Source organism: Acidovorax sp. sif1233 (assembly GCF_019218755.1).
Lineage (GTDB): Bacteria > Pseudomonadota > Gammaproteobacteria > Burkholderiales > Burkholderiaceae_C > Acidovorax.
This window is the reverse complement of sequence record NZ_JAHUWZ010000011.1, coordinates 85,396-103,393: the sequence shown is the minus strand read 5'-3', so window position 1 is coordinate 103,393 and position 17,998 is coordinate 85,396. Positions and strand designations below refer to the sequence as shown.

General features: G+C 55.8%; 13 protein-coding genes. 12 read left to right on the top strand and 1 reads right to left on the bottom strand.

What is annotated here, in order from left to right:
* The first annotated feature begins 19 nt into the window (after positions 1–19).
* The 12 genes from traA (at position 20) to KW843_RS24970 (ending at position 17,746) form a co-directional block, all read left to right on the top strand.
* On the top strand, positions 20–400 hold the full coding sequence (gene traA / locus KW843_RS25025) for a TraA family conjugative transfer protein (protein WP_255594940.1): 381 nt from the start codon (positions 20–22) through the stop codon (positions 398–400).
* Between the two features lie 34 nt (positions 401–434).
* On the top strand, positions 435–2,888 hold the full coding sequence (gene traC, locus KW843_RS25020; RefSeq protein ID WP_255594939.1) for a type IV secretion system protein TraC: 2,454 nt from the start codon (positions 435–437) through the stop codon (positions 2,886–2,888).
* 3 nt (positions 2,889–2,891) lie between these two features.
* The gene (locus tag KW843_RS25015; protein ID WP_218297830.1) at positions 2,892–3,356 is read left to right on the top strand and encodes a TrbI F-type domain-containing protein; all 465 of its coding nucleotides are present in this window, start codon (positions 2,892–2,894) and stop codon (positions 3,354–3,356) included.
* Positions 3,357–3,365: 9 nt separating this feature from the next.
* Positions 3,366–3,932 carry a signal peptidase I gene (lepB, locus tag KW843_RS25010; RefSeq protein WP_255594938.1) on the top strand — a complete coding sequence of 189 codons (567 nt, stop codon included), beginning with the start codon at positions 3,366–3,368 and terminating at the stop codon, positions 3,930–3,932.
* Positions 3,933–4,098: 166 nt separating this feature from the next.
* Positions 4,099–5,079 carry a TrbC family F-type conjugative pilus assembly protein gene (locus tag KW843_RS25005; RefSeq protein WP_255594937.1) on the top strand — a complete coding sequence of 327 codons (981 nt, stop codon included), beginning with the start codon at positions 4,099–4,101 and terminating at the stop codon, positions 5,077–5,079.
* A gap of 5 nt (positions 5,080–5,084) precedes the next feature.
* Positions 5,085–6,227 carry a TraU family protein gene (locus KW843_RS25000; protein WP_218297828.1) on the top strand — a complete coding sequence of 381 codons (1,143 nt, stop codon included), beginning with the start codon at positions 5,085–5,087 and terminating at the stop codon, positions 6,225–6,227.
* Positions 6,224–10,186, top strand: a complete 3,963-nt coding sequence (locus tag KW843_RS24995) for a conjugal transfer protein TraN (RefSeq protein WP_255594936.1) — start codon at positions 6,224–6,226, stop codon at positions 10,184–10,186. The genes KW843_RS25000 and KW843_RS24995 overlap by 4 nt, the downstream gene beginning before the upstream one ends.
* Positions 10,187–10,420: 234 nt before the next feature.
* Positions 10,421–10,699 (top strand): hypothetical protein, encoded by a 279-nt coding sequence (locus KW843_RS24990; RefSeq protein ID WP_218297827.1) that lies wholly within the window; start codon positions 10,421–10,423, stop codon positions 10,697–10,699.
* Complete coding sequence (locus KW843_RS24985) at positions 10,696–11,676, top strand: hypothetical protein (protein WP_218297826.1); 981 nt, start codon at positions 10,696–10,698, stop codon at positions 11,674–11,676. Before KW843_RS24990 ends, KW843_RS24985 begins: the two co-directional genes overlap by 4 nt.
* Complete coding sequence (gene traF / locus KW843_RS24980) at positions 11,664–12,653, top strand: conjugal transfer protein TraF (protein WP_218297825.1); 990 nt, start codon at positions 11,664–11,666, stop codon at positions 12,651–12,653. The genes KW843_RS24985 and traF overlap by 13 nt, the downstream gene beginning before the upstream one ends.
* On the top strand, positions 12,653–14,164 hold the full coding sequence (locus KW843_RS24975) for a conjugal transfer protein TraH (RefSeq protein WP_218297824.1): 1,512 nt from the start codon (positions 12,653–12,655) through the stop codon (positions 14,162–14,164). Before traF ends, KW843_RS24975 begins: the two co-directional genes overlap by 1 nt.
* A 12-nt stretch (positions 14,165–14,176) precedes the next feature.
* A complete protein-coding gene (locus KW843_RS24970) occupies positions 14,177–17,746 on the top strand; it encodes a conjugal transfer protein TraG N-terminal domain-containing protein (RefSeq protein WP_218297823.1) in 3,570 nt (1,189 codons plus the stop codon).
* On the opposite strand, the gene KW843_RS24965 is transcribed toward KW843_RS24970, so the two are convergent.
* Complete coding sequence (locus KW843_RS24965) at positions 17,743–17,913, bottom strand: hypothetical protein (RefSeq protein WP_158605798.1); 171 nt, start codon at positions 17,911–17,913, stop codon at positions 17,743–17,745. The genes KW843_RS24970 and KW843_RS24965 overlap by 4 nt on opposite strands.
* Positions 17,914–17,998 lie beyond the last annotated feature (85 nt).

Here is a 17,998-nt window from a genome sequence, read left to right as displayed (position 1 = left end):
TTCAACCATGAGGATTGCCATGTTCCCTTTTACTTTCAACAACGCTCTGCGCTTCCTGCCCGCTGCTACCGGCACGCAAACGCGCAAGACCCCCTCCGTCGAAAAGCTGCTGATGCTGGCGCTCTTCATCGGCTTCATGTTCAGCTCGATGAGCAGCATGGCCGGTGCGGGTGGTACGGAGTTCACCCAGGTCTATGACCAGATCACTGGCTGGGCAAACGGCACGCTGGGCAAAACACTCGGTGTCTCCGCTCTTCTGGTGGGTCTGGGTGTGGGCGTGATCAAGCAATCCGTGATCGCTGCGGTGGTTGCGGTCGCCATGGCTCTGACGGCGGGTTTCGGACCCGGCGTTATCGACGGCGTGATCTCGTCGGGTCTGACCATCGTCACCCCCATCTGAGCAGCCAGGCACGACTACACACAAGGGGGATTGAATGTCTGCTCTGCATCGCGCGATGAGTCGCGCCGCCGAACGCTACCGTCCGAATGACTACATTCCGGTCATAGCGCAGGACGCCGATACGGGGATTTTTCTCTGCAACGATGGCCACATCGGAGTGTGCTACTGGGGCAACCCGGTCAATGGAGCAGATGACACGACAGCGGAAATGCTCAAGGGAGCATTTTCGCTCCCTCTCCCTGAAGGCAGCTTTGTTCAGGTGAGCCTGTTTGCAATGCCTGACATCGATATCCCGCTGGGGCGATACGAGGCTCGCCGCGAGATGGGTATTCATCGGCTCCAGAACGCGACGACAAAGCAAGGGGTCGAGGCCTACTACAAGCGCCGCATCGAGTTCATGTCCAAAGCGCGCGAGCAATCGAACTTGCCCAGTTTCGGGACAAAGCTCTTGGACCGGTTCGTGGTCATCACGCTCAAGATGCCCTACAAGGGCGAAGAAGCGGACAAAGTTGAACTGGAGCTGCTGTCGGAAAGCGGGGCCAAGCTCGCCGAATCATTGCAAGCATGCGGGCTGTTCACCAAGCGAATGACGGACAAGGAATATGTGCGGTTGGCGCACCGGATTACGCATCCGTTCGAACCGCCAAAAGTCGATGACGTTCGCGAAGATCAACCGCTCTATGAGCAGGTATTTGTTCCCGGAGAGTGGATAGCCACTCATGAAGACCATCTGGAGTTCTCGGATGGCACATTGAATCAGATCCTGTCAGTTCAGCGTTGGCCGAAAGAAAACGCCTTGCACCTGATGGCGTTCATGATCGGTGACCCACAAGGCGCAAACAACCAGATCAAATTTCCGTACCACATCAACCTGACGATGCACTATCCAGCACAGCACAAGAAGACTTCTGCTGTGAAAACCAAAGCCGGGATGATCACCTACCAGGCCTTCGGTCCGCTCATCAAGTTCGTGCCGAAGCTGGGTGCAAAGAAGCAGGGCATGGACATCATGGTGTCGGCGATTGACACTGGTGCGACGGTCGTTGAGGCATCGCTCTCTGTTTCTGTCTATGCCAAAGAACGCGAGCCCCTATCGCGCCAGATGGCCGCGATGCGCACCTACCTCCAGGCGTTCCAGTTTGCAATGGGCGAAGAGAAGTTGGTCATGTGGCCAGTGTTCTGGAACGCCTTCCCAATGTTCCCTTCTGCAGAGAGCATCAAGAACACCTTCCGTTTCAAAACGATGGCCGTTGAACATGCGACAACGTTCTTGCCCATCCTGGGGGAGTGGAAGGGAAGCTCCCACCAGCTCAAAAAGGACAAGGGTTACGCGATGCTGCTGCAGAGTCGTCGTGGCCAAATCATGTCTTTGGACCTCCGGGATTCGAGTACCAATGCGAATGCAGTGATCTTTGCTGAATCTGGCGCCGGCAAGAGCTTTTTGACACAGGCCATGGTTGCCGAATATCTCTCAATGGGGGCGAAGGTATTCACCATCGATATCGGTCGGTCGTACTACAAGCTGTGTAAGTGGCTCGGTGGCGAATTCATCGAGTTCAACCCGGACTCAAGCCCATGCCTCAATCCCTTCACCCATGTCAAAGACATCGATGATGAGGTCGGCCTGATTCAATCGATCATTGAAAAAATGGCGGCGCCCGAAGATGGATTGGAGGACTATCACCGTTCGCGGATTGAGGAAGCTGTCAAGGCTGTTTTTGGTAGCAAGGGCAACTACTCAAACATCACCGATGTGGCCCAGTACATGCGCTCACTCGAAGGGGATGACAACCAGCGGGTCCGCGATATCGGCGACATGCTCTACCGGTACACGGATCACGGCTCTGAGGGACGTTGGTTCAACGGCACCGCCAATTTGGATCTGAACAAGGACTTCGTTTGTCTGGAACTGGAAGCACTCGGGCCCAAACCCGCGCTACAGCAGATCGTTCTCATGCAGATCATTGCCGCAATTCAGGCGGAGATCTACATGTCAAACGATGGCCGTCCACGCGTGGTGGTCATTGATGAGTCTTGGAACTTGCTTGACGACCCAATGGTTGCCCGCTTCATGGAGCACGCTTTCCGCCGCTTCCGTAAGTACAACGCGAGCGCCATCATCGTCACCCAATCCATCGCCGACCTCTACCAATCTGCTTCTGGAAAGGCCATTGCTGCCAATAGCGCATTCAAGCTGATCATGAAGCAGACCAGCGAAACTGTCGAGACGGTTGAGCGCGAGGGATACCTCTCTCTTGATCCGTACTCCTTCCAACAGATGCGCACCATTCACAGCGTTCAGGGTGCCTACTCTGAAGTGATGATCTATGCGAATGAGAGCGTCGGCATTGCCCGCCTCGTCGTGGACCGCTTCACCCAGGTTCTGTTTTCCACTTCAGACCCAGAGCGGTCGGAAATCATCAACGCCATTGAAAAGGGCGTCAATCCAGTTGAGGCCATCGAGAGCTTCATTGCCAAGCACGGGTGACACATGAGCGAAAACACAACTACAAACACCGGGGCGTCTAAAAAGGGGGGGGCGGCGTCAGGTTTGCTCTTTGATGCCATTCTGATAGCCATCATCTCCTGTCTCGTTGCTGTGTGCGTCGTGAGGTTCGGCGGTCCATATCTCTCAGCGCCAGCAGAGCGCAAGAGCATCGCCGTAGTGAACTTCGAGAAGCTGGTTCAGGAATACATCATGGGCCTGAGTGAACAGGTGTCCACTGGTGCCGTTCCAGTCGGCGAGATGACTGCGAAATCAGCGGCCTTTACGAGCGAGTTGCAGCAGCGCTTGCGCGCCCATGCGGACAACGGAACGACTGTATTGCGATCAGATGTGGTGATCGTTGCCCCAGACGATCTCGTAGACATCACGGACTCTTTGCGCGGCGAGTTGGTAGCGGCTGGATTCCTGCCCAAGGAGCCAGCCAAGACAGCTCAGCCACCTGCCAGATAGGGTAAGACCATGAGCATTTCAGATGCACGCCCCCCGGAGAAGCGGGGTGGCGCGGGGATGCGCTTTGTCCGCTCATTCGTGCGATTTCAACTCATCTCCACACCGATCTGCTTAGGGCTGATCTGTCTTGGACTTTGGCTCACCGGGATTCGGGTAGGCCTCGACGTTCAAAGACTCATAGGACAACCAGCCTGCATGCCTTCGCTGGTCTACCTGTGGAAGCCTGGAATGCCTCATCAGCCCAAGGTCGGCGACTACGTTCTCGCGCGAATGCCAAAGACGGGACTAGGAGTCGGCGCCAGAGAAGGTGACCGGATCGTGAAGAAGATTGCAGCGGTTGCTGGTGATTCTGTGAAGGTTGAAGGAACCGAACTTTGGATCAACGGAAAACACGCCGAAAGGCTTTGGCTGGCGAAGAGCATTCCTGGCAAGGCGCCCGGAGACTTCGACGCTGATTTCACGCTGCAGGAAGGCCAGCTCTTCCTGATGGGTACCACAAAAGAGAGTTTTGATTCCCGTTACTGGGGGGCTGTTAATCGTGAAGCATTCTTGGGCTACGCTATTCCTTTGTTCTAGTCTGCCGCTTCTGGCTGCAGCCCAAGCACCCGCAACCCGCGCGCCTTGGCAGGACAACCCGCACCAGGTCAGCAAGCCTGTTCAACTTCAGCAGCAGGCTCAGGGCACGCTCCGAGACTTCGGCGTCTCTGCCAATCCATCCACACCTGCGCCGTGGATGCATGACATGCGCGAGAGCTATTCGAAGCAAGTCTCGCCAGAAGGCGAAACAGCAACGAACGCCTTGGACTTCGATGTACAGATCTTCATTTCCTCAGGCATGCCTGAAGGTGTGTTGCGCTCACTCTTCCGGCAGGCATTGGACGAAGGCGCAAAGCGCGTTCGATTCGTAGTTAGAGGGTTCGAGCCCCAAAAGGTGGGCGAACTCCTGAAAAAGCTCAGGATGCTTTTACCTGACCCGTACAAGGATGATGTCCTTGTCGAGGTCGATCCAAACGCATTCCGTGCCTACAACGTGACTGAGGTCCCGGTGTACCTCGTCAAAAACAAAGACAAATGGTATTCCGTGAAGGGGACCGTGAGCATTGATGGTGCGCGCGAGCGCGCTCGAAAGGGCGGGAACTACAAGGCTGGCGAGTTGTATGCCATTGCCGAGCCCGACATTCTCTCGGTCATCGAGGAGCGCTCGAAGAAGTACGACTGGGAGAGCGCTTTTGCGCGTGCTCGTTCACGCGCTGCGCAGAACCTCAAGCCGAATTTCGATTTGCCCACAGTGGTGCAAGACTCCACGGATTTTTTTGTTCCCACATTCACTGTCCCTGAGGATGTGACTGGTCCAGGACCAGACGGCAAAGGCACAGTTGTGCTGGCAAAGGAAGGGCAAACCTTCCGACTCCTTGACCACACAAAGCTGCAGGTACCAGTGATCGCGGTTGACGCAACCGATGAGCGCCAGGTACGGCTTGTCCAATCGTGGCTGCGCAGGCCCGAATACAAAGGCGCTGACGTTTTCATTGTCGGCAGCACGATTCAAGCACCTGGTGGTGGCGTGGCCATGGAAGAGCTGGTGCGGAAGTTCAACAGACCCGTGTTCCCTCTCTTTAAGCGCCTCGGTGAGCGATTTGGTATTCAAGCAGTTCCTGCCATCGTTGAACAGGATGGCGACAGACTGCGCATCCGCTACTTCAACCCTCAAACCAAGGGCTGACTCCCATGTGGAAATCATTGAAATCCGTTCTCCTCGTGATCGGGATGCTTCTGGCTACCTCAGTCACTCCAGCCAATGCCGACCAGATGAAGCTGTCATGCAGCAGCTACAACCCCTTGGAAACCATGTTCAAGGATGTGTGCTGGTCTGGGATGTTCCCAATGAAGCTCATGGGCGCCACCATGATCCCCGGTAAGAGCGGGGAGCCAGCAGATCGAACAAACAAGATCATCTGCGCTTGCGGTGGTGACCTGACAAAGGGTCAGTTGCCCCGCATCGGCTTCACAGTTGGGTTCTGGGCTCCAGCGAAGATCTTGGATGTCACTCGCCGTCCATATTGCCTACCGTCCCTGGGTGGCATGGAGCTACCGTTTGCGAGCATCAACTTCTTGAATGGAGGGGCGAACCTCGGCCGCAGTGATCGCCATGAGGCTTTTGCCAACTGGACGCTTTACAGCTTTCCTCTCATCTACATGCTCCGTTTGATCGATGACGGCGCATGTCCACCTGACGGCCTCACGGAGTTCGACCTTCTGCAGTCGAGCCCTATGTTCCCAAACTGGAACGATGCGATTGGCCGCTACACCACGTTCATCAACCCCGAGATGCTGCTTTTCACGGGAGTAAACGCAATGTTCGCCATGCCTGTGGATGGGGCGTCATCTACCCTCGGCAAGCCGTTGAACAACCTGTTCTGGGTTGCTGGCACTTGGGGAAACATGTACCCAATCACCGGATTCTTCGGAAATGGTGTCGGGAAGATGGTTGACCCCGTGCAGTTCACGAGCTTGACGGGTGCACGGGCGCTCTCGCTTCTGCATCGTCTGGGAATGCTCAACGAGACAGTAGGCAATGACAATCTGTGTGAGCGCAACACGCGTTTCATCATTCGCAAGGATGCGTATCGGTGGCAGTTCCTAGCACCCTCACCTGAGGTCAACGGCAGGCTCCCCGGCGCCCCAGCTCCAGCTACTACCACCTCACAGGTTCAGGAAGTAAATCCTCCCCAACGCTTTGGGACATGTACCCATGCCACAGGGTCCAGCACTGCGGCCTGGGGCATGTGGAGAGACGTTCCCGCTACTGGCGAGGACCACAGCTATCTTTTGTTCCAGTGGACCGACTGCTGCTTCGGCATTACCCCATGATGATGAACCACCACATTGAAATGGTGCCCACAACCCGTGAACGCGTTGTCAAGGCTGTCGGTAGGGGCATGCTGGTATGGGCGGCGTTTGGCATGCCGTTCATGTCCTTTGCTGCCTACGCACAAGGACTCCCTGATCTGGACACCACCACACAGCAGCGTGAGGCTGCAGTTCAGGATAGGCGCGTTGATGACGCCACGAGCGATACGCTTATCAACCGCCGCGCGTCCAAGCTACTGACTGGCCGATATGGCGAAGCCACCCAAGTCCGTGGCCCTCGGATTGATTCGAACGAGCCACCGGTACGTGACCCCAAGATCATTGCAGATCCAGGTGCGGCAGCACAGGCCCAAAAACAGGCAGAGCGCGCCGGCACCCGTGCCGTACAGGAAATTGTGACGGGCGCAGAGGCCGGGGGAGCAATTGGTCGCTCGACCTTCCAGCGAGCCGACATGGCTAACCAGGTCAATAGCACCGACCGTGTTGAGCCTGGTTCCAATCAGACAACCGCAGGTCGCTCCAACCTAACGGAGGTGATGCCTGGCTTCAACAAGTCAGAAGCGGACCAATTGAGCAATCTGGGCAACACCCTTTACAACAACCCTGCTTTGGCAGGCGATGCAGCAGAGCAGAACCGCCGCAATCTGCGGCGTGATGGGTGCCGCAAGACAGAGTTTGTCCTCCGCGAAAGGCAGAACGTTGATTTGGCCGCGACAAGCCCGAATCACCGCATCCTGAAGGTGGAGTTCTTCGATTTGGTCAAGGAACCCATTCCAGGTACAAACCCTGTTGAGTATCAGACCATCACGAAGCCAAGCACACACAAGGGTGGACCTCTGAACCTGCAGGTTGCCACTCTTGGCGCGACGGCCAGCGTTTACTGGGAAAAGGTCAGTGACACCCACACGGTCAAGTACACGTACACACCGTTCACCAGCTCGAAGGGACGGAACTACTTCACGTACAACCACTGGTTGGGGTATTCAACGGGTGGTGGCGTCCAGCGCATCATCGGCCCCTTTGTCAGCTATGGCTCGCCTGCAGACGCGTTCAAGCCAGTCATCAACTACACCCTGCCCGTAGGCTCCACGGCTGTCTACCTCACGGCAGATCTGTATCAAACCAAAGTCACGTATACGGAACCCGCTGCAGGGACACCTTGCCCGTCTGATCCGCCCGAGGTGTGCGAAGTGGCATCCATCGGTGGAGACCCCATCCGCTGGTGCCCAGGTGCTTTGGGGGCCAATATTGCTTCGATGTACGACGATGTGCAGAACCCCAGTGCAGATCGCTACGGGAAGACGTTCAATGATCAGATTGCCGCGAATGGTGATCGCAAGGATTACAGCAGCGACCCGTCCATTCGGGCGGGTGTGATCGCGGGCGCAAACGCAAGCTCCAGCGCCAAGGCCAATGAGTTGGTGGGTCAATGCAGGCGTGATTCAGTTTCTCGCATTGAGGTCGTGCAGGGAGGCTCCTACGGGATTCCCAACATGCAGATGTGCTCAGAGACGCTGGTGAATCCCTTCCCAGACGGTTTCAAAGGCATCAAGCGCTCGTTTGGCCTTTCCTTCATCGGCGACCACAACTATCTGACAGTCAAGGCTTTCAACAAGATCAAGGTGCCCATCATTGATCCGATGACCGGAAAACAGGTCAAAGATGCAGATGGAAACCTGCTCTATACCTACAAGAAAGAGTTGGCCAACGTTCAAGGCCCCATTGATGTGAGTTTCCCCATCATGGGCGCTGCGCAGTGTCCTGGTCAGGGTCGATGCAGTACGGAGATTCCTGATGACCCGCTGGGCGGGAGTGAAGGCCGGTTCCTTGAATACATGCACTACCCGATGGGTGGGGACGCGAAATCCTATGCCTTTGACGGTGTTCGTGCTGAGTTGGGAGCTACCGGTGGCTTCACCAACTTCGGTTCCCCTTCACAGCAATGGTTGCCTTCAGGTACAGCCATTGGAGACGGCTCCCTTCATGAGATCCGGTTCATTGCCAAGGCCTATTCGGTCACCATCAACACGTTTGCAGGTGGCGAGAAATATATGGAGTACGTTGCGGACGGCTTCTGCAAGGGTGGAAAGTTGGTGTGTACCGATACGGCACCCACGCGAACCGTTGGTGGGGTCACTTTTGGACCTGGACTTCCCAATTCAGGCATCGTTGAGTTGCTGAAGAACTGGGGCACTGACGCCTCAGCGACGATGCCGACTGACTATGACAACGGTGTTGGTGCCGAGCCTGTGCCCAACGGTCCTGCCATCAAGATGATTGATGACCAGATGTGCTGGCAGGCCGACGCGGAGCCATTCACAAGCTGCTCGACCATGAACAACGAGGCAGGGACACTGCGCTCTTTCATGCGAGATGGCCAGCAATGGGCCACAGACTGCAACTTGGCAACCGATGATAAGGGTGTGCCCCTCGAAAACTCCACGAGTTGTAAGCGTGTTCCCTCCGCTGATGGCTGTGATACACGCTTCAAGGGCCCATTCACTGGTCAGTGCTACAACCCGACGATTGCTTACGACTGCGGTGAAACCAAGCAGTCGAACATCCCAGTGATCGTTGAGGAGCTGGGCGACTCATGCTCGGGTGCGATGCGGTGTCTGGGCACGCAATGCCATAGGCCGAATTTGGCTGGTTCGCACGGTGGTGACTTCGCGCGTGCAGTTGGTGCGATGGAGGCCGTCAACGCGATGATCGATGACATGGTGTGCCTCGAAACTGGCGAGAAGCCCACCAGCGTCACGCAGACTTGCACCCCCTACATCTTTGGCGGCAAAGCGATGTACTGCAAGATCCCGATTGGCAATGAGATCGGCCTTACACCCAACTGCTGCAAGGAAGCCCGTAAAGGTGCCTCTTCCGCACCTGGTTGGATGGAGTACCTGCAGGCAGCAATGACACTGGGCAAACTGGCTCAACGGATGGGCGTGATGGAAGCCATGCAAGGCGCTGACATCTACAACCAGGTCTCTCGGTTCTTCGGTGAAATCAAAGCACCTGTGGTGGATGCCTACACCAGTGCCTCCCAGTTCGTCACAGATAAATTCATCACCCCTTTCCGTGCTGGGTTCGACAACTTGTTTGGCGGGGGCGCATCTCCTGTTGGCATTGCTGATGCTCCCAAGGGGATGGGTGTTTCAAACCTGATCGATGGGTTCCAGCAGCAACTCATGTCAGGGCTGAATAACGTCCTCACCCAGGTTGGGGGGCAGGATTTGGCCAGCATGGTGATTCAGTCGGGACCAGGTGGGAAGCTGGAGTTCACTGCTGGGTTCCAGAACCTGATGCTCGCTTTCCAGATCTACAGCATTGCGCGCCTCATCGGTCACATCATCTTCGCGTGCAAGAAGGAGGAATACGAGTGGGGGATGAACGACAAGTGGCGTCTGTGCACCTTCGCTGATTCGTGCTGCAATAAGAAGGTGTTCCTACTTGGGTGTGTCGAGAAGAGACAGCTCTACTGCTGCTACAAATCGATAGCCGTGAGGGTGATTTCCACGCAGATCATCTCGAAGAACTTGGCGGGTTCTCGACCGCGTGGTTTCAGGTCGGCCAATGACGGCAGTACCCTTGGCGGATGCAACATCAACTGCGGCGGCTTTACAGCCTTTGAACTCGCTGCAGTGGACTGGTCGCAAGTCGATCTGACTGAGTGGACGGATGCGCTGATAGAGAGCGGACAGTTGAACCCATCAGATCCACGCACGAACTTCGGTGTGTCTCAGAACCAACTCAAGGAGACCATGGTCGTTGGCCGCGATGCGGATCCATCGGGCAACTACACGACGCAAGTACCGGCCATGAAATCGGCTGAGTTGCTGGGCCAGAATACGGACACGGTGATGGGCAATACCCAGACATTGCGTGATATGGGCGAAAACTGCTTTGACCTAGATCGACGCAAGATGCCGTTTACCTATCCCGGATGTAAAACAACTCATTAATCGACAACGATAACCCCCCCTTGAGGTCACCAGCAGGTGACCTCTTTTTTTTGGTTTCCTTAAACGTCACGGTTTTGCGTGCTTTTCACCACCCTTTTGAGGGGGGGCGCTTCGTACCATCAGTTGGATATTTGGGCCGGATTCGATTCCTTTAGGGCCTGTCTTTCAACTACGGAGAGTGTGGCACGTATGGGGTCAGGTAGCTTGCATCAATGGGTAGCGTGGGGCGCTGTCTTGATTGTTGTTGTTGTCATCTTCATCGCAGTGGCCGAGGAGAAGGGTAACAAACCCATCGCGAAGAACAAGGGCAAAAGAGGTTTTGACCCTGTTGCAGATACCAAGCGTTCAGCCCTGCCCGAAGCAGCGACCCAGAAGCCCAAGTCCGCCACGCCAGGTCAGGAAGAAGCGGCGCGGGATTTCGCTATTGCGCAGGCTACAAAGGTGTTGATCCCACCGCCAGGTGAAAAGCGTATCGAAGCTGTCGCGCCTCGGAACGGGGGGAAATTTCGATGAAGAGCAAATTCCGTTTTTCGGTAGTGGCAATTACTGCTTTGGTGTGCCTGCCCTCGATGGGTTCTGAAGGTGTGGTCCAAGCGGTACAGGAATCCGCGAAGGACAACAACCGTATCTCCGTCTGCATTCACCTGGCCAAGTCCAATGAGCCCACAACCAAAGCCAACGCCGAGGCCAAAAAGAAGTCGGTTGAACAGGTCCTCGCGAAACTGAAGATTGGTGATGCATTGATGCTTCGTGCGCGCGGCGACGTGGCGCGCAGGGGACTCTACGGCTACCCGAAGGATGAGGGTATGGCCCTGAGGATGTACGAACGCGCGCAGAAGTCTCCTGAAGCTGGATGGAATGCAGCCTTGATGCTGTACCAGTCAGCTACCGATGGTGTGAATCCCCAACTTGCACAACGGATCGTTGGGTTGCTGAACAGGTCTGGAGCCTCCTCGTTCAGCTCCCGTGGAGCAGTTGGTGCCCAGTCTCACTACCTGGCTGGCTTGCTCAAGGAAACCGGGGCCACGGGCAAGGTCGATGAGAAGCAGGCCTTTCTCCACTATCGCGCCTCAGCGCGGAATGCCTACATTCCGGGTGCCTACCACTACATGAGGCTCCTCACTCAATCCCTTTCGAAGCTATCTGAAGGTGAGCGTGCCGTTGCGCTGCATGAGGTGCGAATGATGTCCAACCGGTGGAAGTGGCAGTCGCCGGAAATCATGATGCTGACTGGCGACCTCCATGCTTCCCGCTGGTTCCCCGACGAAGAGAACTTCACTGCGCAGTACCACTGGCGTCTCTCAAAGCGCATGGCAGCACGCCTCGGTGGAGTAACCGAGACCACCGATTTCGAAGGGGCGATGCGCCAACGCATCAAGGCAATGCCGGCAGACAAGGAAAAGCGTCTTGAAGAGGCGGTGGAAGGGGGCATGAAGAACGCCACCACGACCAAACACGAACTGGAGTATTCCGATCTATGCATGGACTGAGCATTCGACGCGTCCTGTTGCCGATTTTGGCGGTGGCGTTGCTCGGCACGGCAGTCGCGCAGCAGCGCACCCCTGTGCGCAACGACAACATCTACAAGGCTCAAGAGGAGGGCTGGTTCTGGTACGAGCGCGAACCAGAAGCTCCCAAAGAAGAGAAAAAGGAGCCGCCGAAGAAGGCACCTCCGATGCCGTCCATCATCAAGCTGGAGGCACCGAAAGAGCAGAAGCCGCCAGAGATTGAGCCTCTTAGCGTGAAGTGGTTTCAGCAGGAGTATTTGAGTGTCATCAACACCGCCATCGATGACCCCTCGGAAGACAACGTGCGGAATTACCGCTATGCGACGCGCGTGATGCTCGACAAGGCGAGCAACTTCACCCGGCAGTTCCAGAAGCAGTCGCTGCTCGACCCCTTGTTGGATGAATCCGTGCGATCACCCTTTAGCTCTGGCATGCGGGGTAGCTTCCAGGGGTGGACCTTTGAGAGCAAGCGCAAGGCCACTCGCGCAATGAACAAGAAGGCTGGGCTGTGGGTGTTCCTCGACGACCAGTGTCCCTTTTGCGCGATGCAGTACCCCATCGTTTCTCGGATGGCGAAGGAACTCGATTTCGAAGTGTTCTACATCACGCCAGACGGAAACCGGCCGAGCTGGTTGATGGGCAACGCGCCCGTGCTCAAGGATGCAGGTCAGTCAAAAACCCTTCGCATTGGCATTCGTCCCGCTGTTGCGTTGGTGGTTCCGCCAGCAAAGATCACTGTTCTCACTCAGGGGCTGCTTTCACAGGATCTCCTGGAAGAGCGGCTTTTGGTCGCAGGTGATGCAGCGGGACTGATTACCGGTCAAGAACGCAAGAACGCATTCCCAGAAGAGCGCGGCATCTTGACCCCGGATGACATCAAGAGCTTGGGCTCTGAAATGGCGAAAGACAAGGGCGCGCTGACTCCCGGTGCGCAGAAACGAATCGAGCAGAGGTATTGATGATGAAAAAGAACCCATTGAAGAAGTGGTATGTCGGTACCGTCAACATGGTGCTGTCGGCGGCGCTGTTGGCTGGGGTCTGCACCCCTCGCGATGCTCAAGCGGGACTCAAAGACGCTTTGGGAGAGATGTTCTTGACCTCCGGCACCGAAGCCCAGTCCATCAACACACAGCGTCTGAGGGGCTTCTACGGCGGTTCTCTATCCCTGCGTTCTCCAGGTCGTTCATTTGAGATTGTCCAGTTTGCCGCGCCGAAGATTGATGCCGGATGTGGTGGCGTGGACATCTTCTTCGGATCGTTCTCTTTTATCAACGGTGCGCAGTTTGAGCAGCTGATCCGGGCCATCGCAGCGAATGCTGTGGGCTACGCCATCAAGCTTGCGATTCAGGCGATGTGCAGCCCTTGTGGCGCAATTCTTGAAACGCTGGAAGAGGCCATCCGGGATCTGAATGCGTTGGCGAAAAACACCTGCGCTATTTCGATGGCGTCGCTGACGCAGACGGCCGACAAGATGATGGAGCATGGTCGAAAGATCGGTGAAGCGCTCAGCGTTTCGGCCAATCGCAGCGCTGACGCGACCGCCGCTACCAACAAATCCCAGTCTGAGCGTCCGACACAGACTGCCACGGGTGGTGACGCAAATACAGCGAAAAGCAACCCCGTTCTTGGCAACATGGTGTGGCGAGCTGCCCAGCAGACGATGGACTCGGGCAATAACACTCTGCGCGCCTTCATGTCCTCGCGGGAAGTAACTGAGATGGTGCAGTCGATTTTCGGTACGGTGGTCGTTCGCAGCAAAGAAGCCTCGGACGGTGAATGCACTGCTGGTGCGTCCAGTGAGCGATGCGATAACAAGCCACTGGTAATCGGATCGGCTGTATCGCACTGGGACAAGCTTCTTCGTGCTCGATCTGCAAGTCCCCAAGGCGTGGGTATGTGGCGCTGCTCCAACTACAACGAGGGATGCACGCGCGTCGTGTCCTCCAAGATGACGTTGGCGGAGTGGGGCGGTGTCGAGGACATCGTGAACTTGGCGCTCTTTGGTACCACTGAGGCCTACAACTCTGCGGCCTACACGTCTGACTCGCTGATTGGTTCCTTCATTCACAAACAGGCCATCAACGAGAACGGCAGCAATCTTTCCGTGCGGGCACGTCAGATGGTAGCTGTCATCCCAATGCCCATCTTGCTCATGCTGATGGAGTTGCAAAAGACGCCCGGTGCTGCACAGACCCTTGGTCTGGTCCTTTCGCAACAACTCCCGAAGTATTTCGAGTACATCATTGCGATGGAGTTGTTGAACATTGCGGCCAACACGTTCACGAATCAAACCGAGGTCGATACCCCCGAGGATTTCAAGAAGCAGATCGAGATCATGACGGCCCAGCTCACGGCCATGCGTCCCCAATCACGAGATGTGATGGACATGATCGATGGAGCCTACAAGGTCATTCAGCAGTCGCAGACGCTGACCGTTTCGCCTGTCCGCTCCTCTAACAACCAGCGTTAAATCGGTATCGATATGGCATTCACCATTTATACGGTCTCCGACCCCGCTACCGTTGGGGCAGCTCTTCAGTCCATGGCCATGTTCTTTGGCCAGGATGGATGGGTCGGCTCAGCCATCAAGACAGGCTTGATGTTGTCTCTGCTCTTCATCCTCGCACAAGGGGTTACCCGTAATGGGCTCCGGCTGGATGTGATGCTGGTCCAGCTCCTTGTCGTGTGGGCAATGTTCATGCCCAAAACGACCGTCACTGTCGAACAGTTCGACAATGCCGCACCCCCAAGGGTCGTGGATGACGTTCCGTATGCGATTGCGCTTCCAGCGTCCATTGCAGGAGCTTTTGCGCTCTACATGACGAACAAGATTGAGGCTGTGATGGTCAACGTCGATGGGGATTACCTGTCGATCAGTGGCGGATCGCACCCATTTACGCCAGCCCGAGCATTGATGGCCATCACCATGTGCCCATCGGACCCGATGTCTTGCGTCGATCAGAACCTCGTGGAAACGATGCGCCTGGCGGCTCGTTTCTGCGCAGGCCGTGAACTGTCCACAATGGATTTCCGCGTCAAACCCGATGTGCTTGGTGCATTCGCTGACACGATGACACTTCAAGCCCAAGTTGTGATCTATGACTCGGCCAATCCCTACATTCCCGGTGGGGGAGGGGGGCGGGTTGCCTCATGCCCAGAGGCTGCTGCTCATCTCCGTGCAGTAGCTGAGGCTGAACGAGCTGGTACAGGAACCATCTCCAAAGCGATGAATGGCCTTGCCAATCGGTCCGAGATCAAGCGCTACAACTCCATCGCGCGTGCGCAGGACAACACAGAGCGCACTTGGGATGAGGCCCTGAATGACATCAACAAGCTCCGCGATTCCAACTCCAAGATGGATTCGCTGGCATTTGCGAATGTCACCCTGTATGCGCTGGCCGACACGATGAAGTACAGCGCCAGTGCGCCGATTGATCAGGCCATCACATTACGTCGCGATTCGAGTTTGTTCGAGTGGGCGAAAACGGAAGCGCACCAGAGCATGCTGGTGAGCACCACCGCGCCCAAGTTCATGGACATCCTGTTTTTCGTCTTCATCGCATCCACCCCGATTGTGATGTTTGTGGTTGCTGCCAACCCGGCTGGTGGCTTAAAGGTGGCTGGTTCATACGCTCTCTTCGGGCTGTGGACGCAGAGCTGGATTCCCATGATGGCCATTGTCATGTCCTGGTACCAAGGCGAGATCCGCAATATCTCAAGCCCGGTGGCCATGACACCGGAGTACATGGCATTTTTCATGCGGCATGCCTACACCTCGACTATTGCTGCGTCCAACATGATCCAGCAGGCACCCTACCTGATGTTTGCCATCATGACGGGGAGCATGTTCGCGCTCTCGGGCATGGTGTCGAAGGCAATGCCATCTGGCAAGGGTGATGCGTCTGGTGTGCTCAAGGGCGGCGGTGGTGGCGGTGGAGGTGGCTCGGATGTGATGAATCCTGGGGCGAAGGGGGGCATACCCGGCGCGGGCATGAAGCACGCGATATACGGCGGGCAGGCCGCGATGGCAGGTGGTATGACCTCATCAGCGGTGGGTATGTCCGGGGATGGTGGCGCAGCCTATCCAAGTTTGCCTTCACTGAGTGCGAGCGGTGCTGTGCAAAGTGGAGCAAGTCTCCAGAGTGAGCAAAGTGCGGCTGTCCGCAAACAGATGCAAACGCAGGCCCAACAAGCCTATTCCGAACTCGCCCAGACTGTTCAGAGCGCGGCTCAAAAAATGGGCGGCCAGCAACTGGCACAACGCATGACCGATGCCGGCGTCAAAACTTCTTTCGACGCCAAGACGGGCACATTGACAACTCAATATGGGTCTTTCGACGTGGGAGCATCCCAGTCAAATACAAAGGGACAGTCCGCGGCGGCAAGAGTTGGCCTTGAAGGCAGCGCTGGTTTTGAAGTGCTTGGAACAGGGGCCAAGGCTTCAGCATCTATTGCAGGCGCAGTTAATGAAGCTGTAAATCAAGAAGTTCGTGCCGGTAACGGAAAGGGAATGCGCAACGACAAATCGACTGGCACGACCGAAGGGACAAGTGTTTCTTCTGGTTCTACCGCCAGTTCTGGTGTTTCCGGTACGAACGGCTCCGAGTACGGCAACACTGCAAGCAAAGCCAAAAGTTTGCAAGACACCTTTTCGAAGATTGCTTCACAAGCGGAAGCCCTCGATAAAACGGACAAAGCAGTCACTCAAGCCGGACAAACAGCAGGATCACAGGTAGGACAGGAAGCCAAAGGTGGTGATGTGGTCACCAACTGGGCCTCGCAGGTCGGCAAAAAGTTTGGTCCCCCAACCAGTAACGATGGCGTCGCTTTGGATCGAGTTGCGAGCATTGCGCTGCAATCTCTAACGCCCGATCAAAAGGCGGCGTTTACGGATGCTGCAGCTCAAAAAATGAAGGCTTCCGATGCCATGGGTTCTTCCATAGGCCTCAGTCGTGACCAGGTTGCAATGGCCGCAGCCTGGTCAACCCTGTCCGATATGTCTGCCACTGCATCCACACCTCAACAGAAGATCTCTGCGCAGCTTGGAATGGCAGAGCTTTCAAAGGCAGCTGGTGGTGCCGATATGACTGCCGGTTTGAAAGCCGTCAAAAATGGCCTCGATAAAGTTTCAGAAGTTGCTTCTAATATCGCGGACATGGGCAAGAAAATAAATGGTGAAGTTGCCAATGCTGTCAGCGGGGCTGATGCGAAACTGAATCCCGCTGCAACAGACTCATTCGGCAAAAAGGTCGATTCTGATATTGCAGCCAACAAAAAACGTGCTGAAGGCCTCAATGCGAGCGCTCAAGGTGGCCTCGCTGCAGTTACGGCTGCAGGGGCGAAAGCCCAAGAAAATGCCGAAAACAATAATAGGCGTGAATCTGGAAAGCTATTGGATATGCAGCCGTTGGTTAATGCAACGGAACAAGGTTTGCGAAATCAATCTGGTGCGCCCCAAGCTCACGACATCTCACAATTTGGGGCTGGGAACAACACAAGCATCAACCATAAGCTCTTTGGTTCCCCAGAAGAAGGAAAAAACAATGGAGTTATGGGAGCGGAAGGTACCGGTGGCGTTGTTCCAGCAAAGACTCTGCCGAGTCTGATAGACGGGGCCGCGAAGGAAGGTCAGAAGGCTGCTGACGGCGCCATGCAATGGTTTTCTAACAGCAATAGCGGTAACAGCGGCGGTGGTTCAGTTGACAAGGCCGCAGGAATGGTGGGGGAGGCAGCAAAGGCGGCTGGCATCTCGTCACAGGGCGTCGTGGATAGAGCCGTCAGTATGGTGGGAGATGTATCGAAATCGACTGGAGGTTCGCCGTCCAATGCGGCGGGTGGGTCTAGCACTACCGTGGTAATGCAAGGCGGTGCCGAGGGTGGACTTCCGAAGCTCGGAATTGATGGTGGTATCAACCTGACGCCATCTGGTGGAGGTCATGCACCTGCGCCGACCAATTCATCCCAACCTACTTTGTCGAAGCCTTCGACTGCAAATCGTGGTGGGGGTGAGAAAAGCTCGCCAGGAGCAAAAACTCCCTCCCCAAAGCGTTAGAGATTCAGGTCGCCAACATCACGAATTTTTCCGTTGGCGTCCAGGTCCTTAAAAACTTGAATCTCAGAGTCAGCCTCAGTTGGATGAGGCTGGCTTGCGCCACCTTGGGACTTCTTGATAAAAAAGCCGATAACAAGCACAACACCAATGACGATCAGCAGTTCCATTTTCGATCCTTTATTTAATTGATTGTATTATAGCGATTATTAAATTAATTGTCAATTGCAATTCAATTGCAATTCGTGCAACTAG

Bases quoted from the DNA above. Each gene is read 5' to 3' on its own strand.
- traA (WP_255594940.1), top strand. From the start codon at position 20: ATGTTCCCTTTTACTTTCAACAACGCTCTGCGCTTCCTGCCCGCTGCT.
- KW843_RS25015 (WP_218297830.1), top strand. From the start codon at position 2,892: ATGAGCGAAAACACAACTACAAACACCGGGGCGTCTAAAAAGGGGGGG.
- KW843_RS24975 (WP_218297824.1), top strand. From the start codon at position 12,653: ATGATGAAAAAGAACCCATTGAAGAAGTGGTATGTCGGTACCGTCAAC.
- KW843_RS24985 (WP_218297826.1), top strand. From the start codon at position 10,696: ATGAAGAGCAAATTCCGTTTTTCGGTAGTGGCAATTACTGCTTTGGTG.
- KW843_RS25005 (WP_255594937.1), top strand. From the start codon at position 4,099: ATGCGCGAGAGCTATTCGAAGCAAGTCTCGCCAGAAGGCGAAACAGCA.
- traF (WP_218297825.1), top strand. From the start codon at position 11,664: ATGCATGGACTGAGCATTCGACGCGTCCTGTTGCCGATTTTGGCGGTG.
- traC (WP_255594939.1), top strand. From the start codon at position 435: ATGTCTGCTCTGCATCGCGCGATGAGTCGCGCCGCCGAACGCTACCGT.
- KW843_RS24965 (WP_158605798.1), bottom strand. From the start codon at position 17,913: ATGGAACTGCTGATCGTCATTGGTGTTGTGCTTGTTATCGGCTTTTTT.
- KW843_RS24995 (WP_255594936.1), top strand. From the start codon at position 6,224: ATGATGATGAACCACCACATTGAAATGGTGCCCACAACCCGTGAACGC.
- KW843_RS25000 (WP_218297828.1), top strand. From the start codon at position 5,085: ATGTGGAAATCATTGAAATCCGTTCTCCTCGTGATCGGGATGCTTCTG.
- KW843_RS24970 (WP_218297823.1), top strand. From the start codon at position 14,177: ATGGCATTCACCATTTATACGGTCTCCGACCCCGCTACCGTTGGGGCA.
- lepB (WP_255594938.1), top strand. From the start codon at position 3,366: ATGAGCATTTCAGATGCACGCCCCCCGGAGAAGCGGGGTGGCGCGGGG.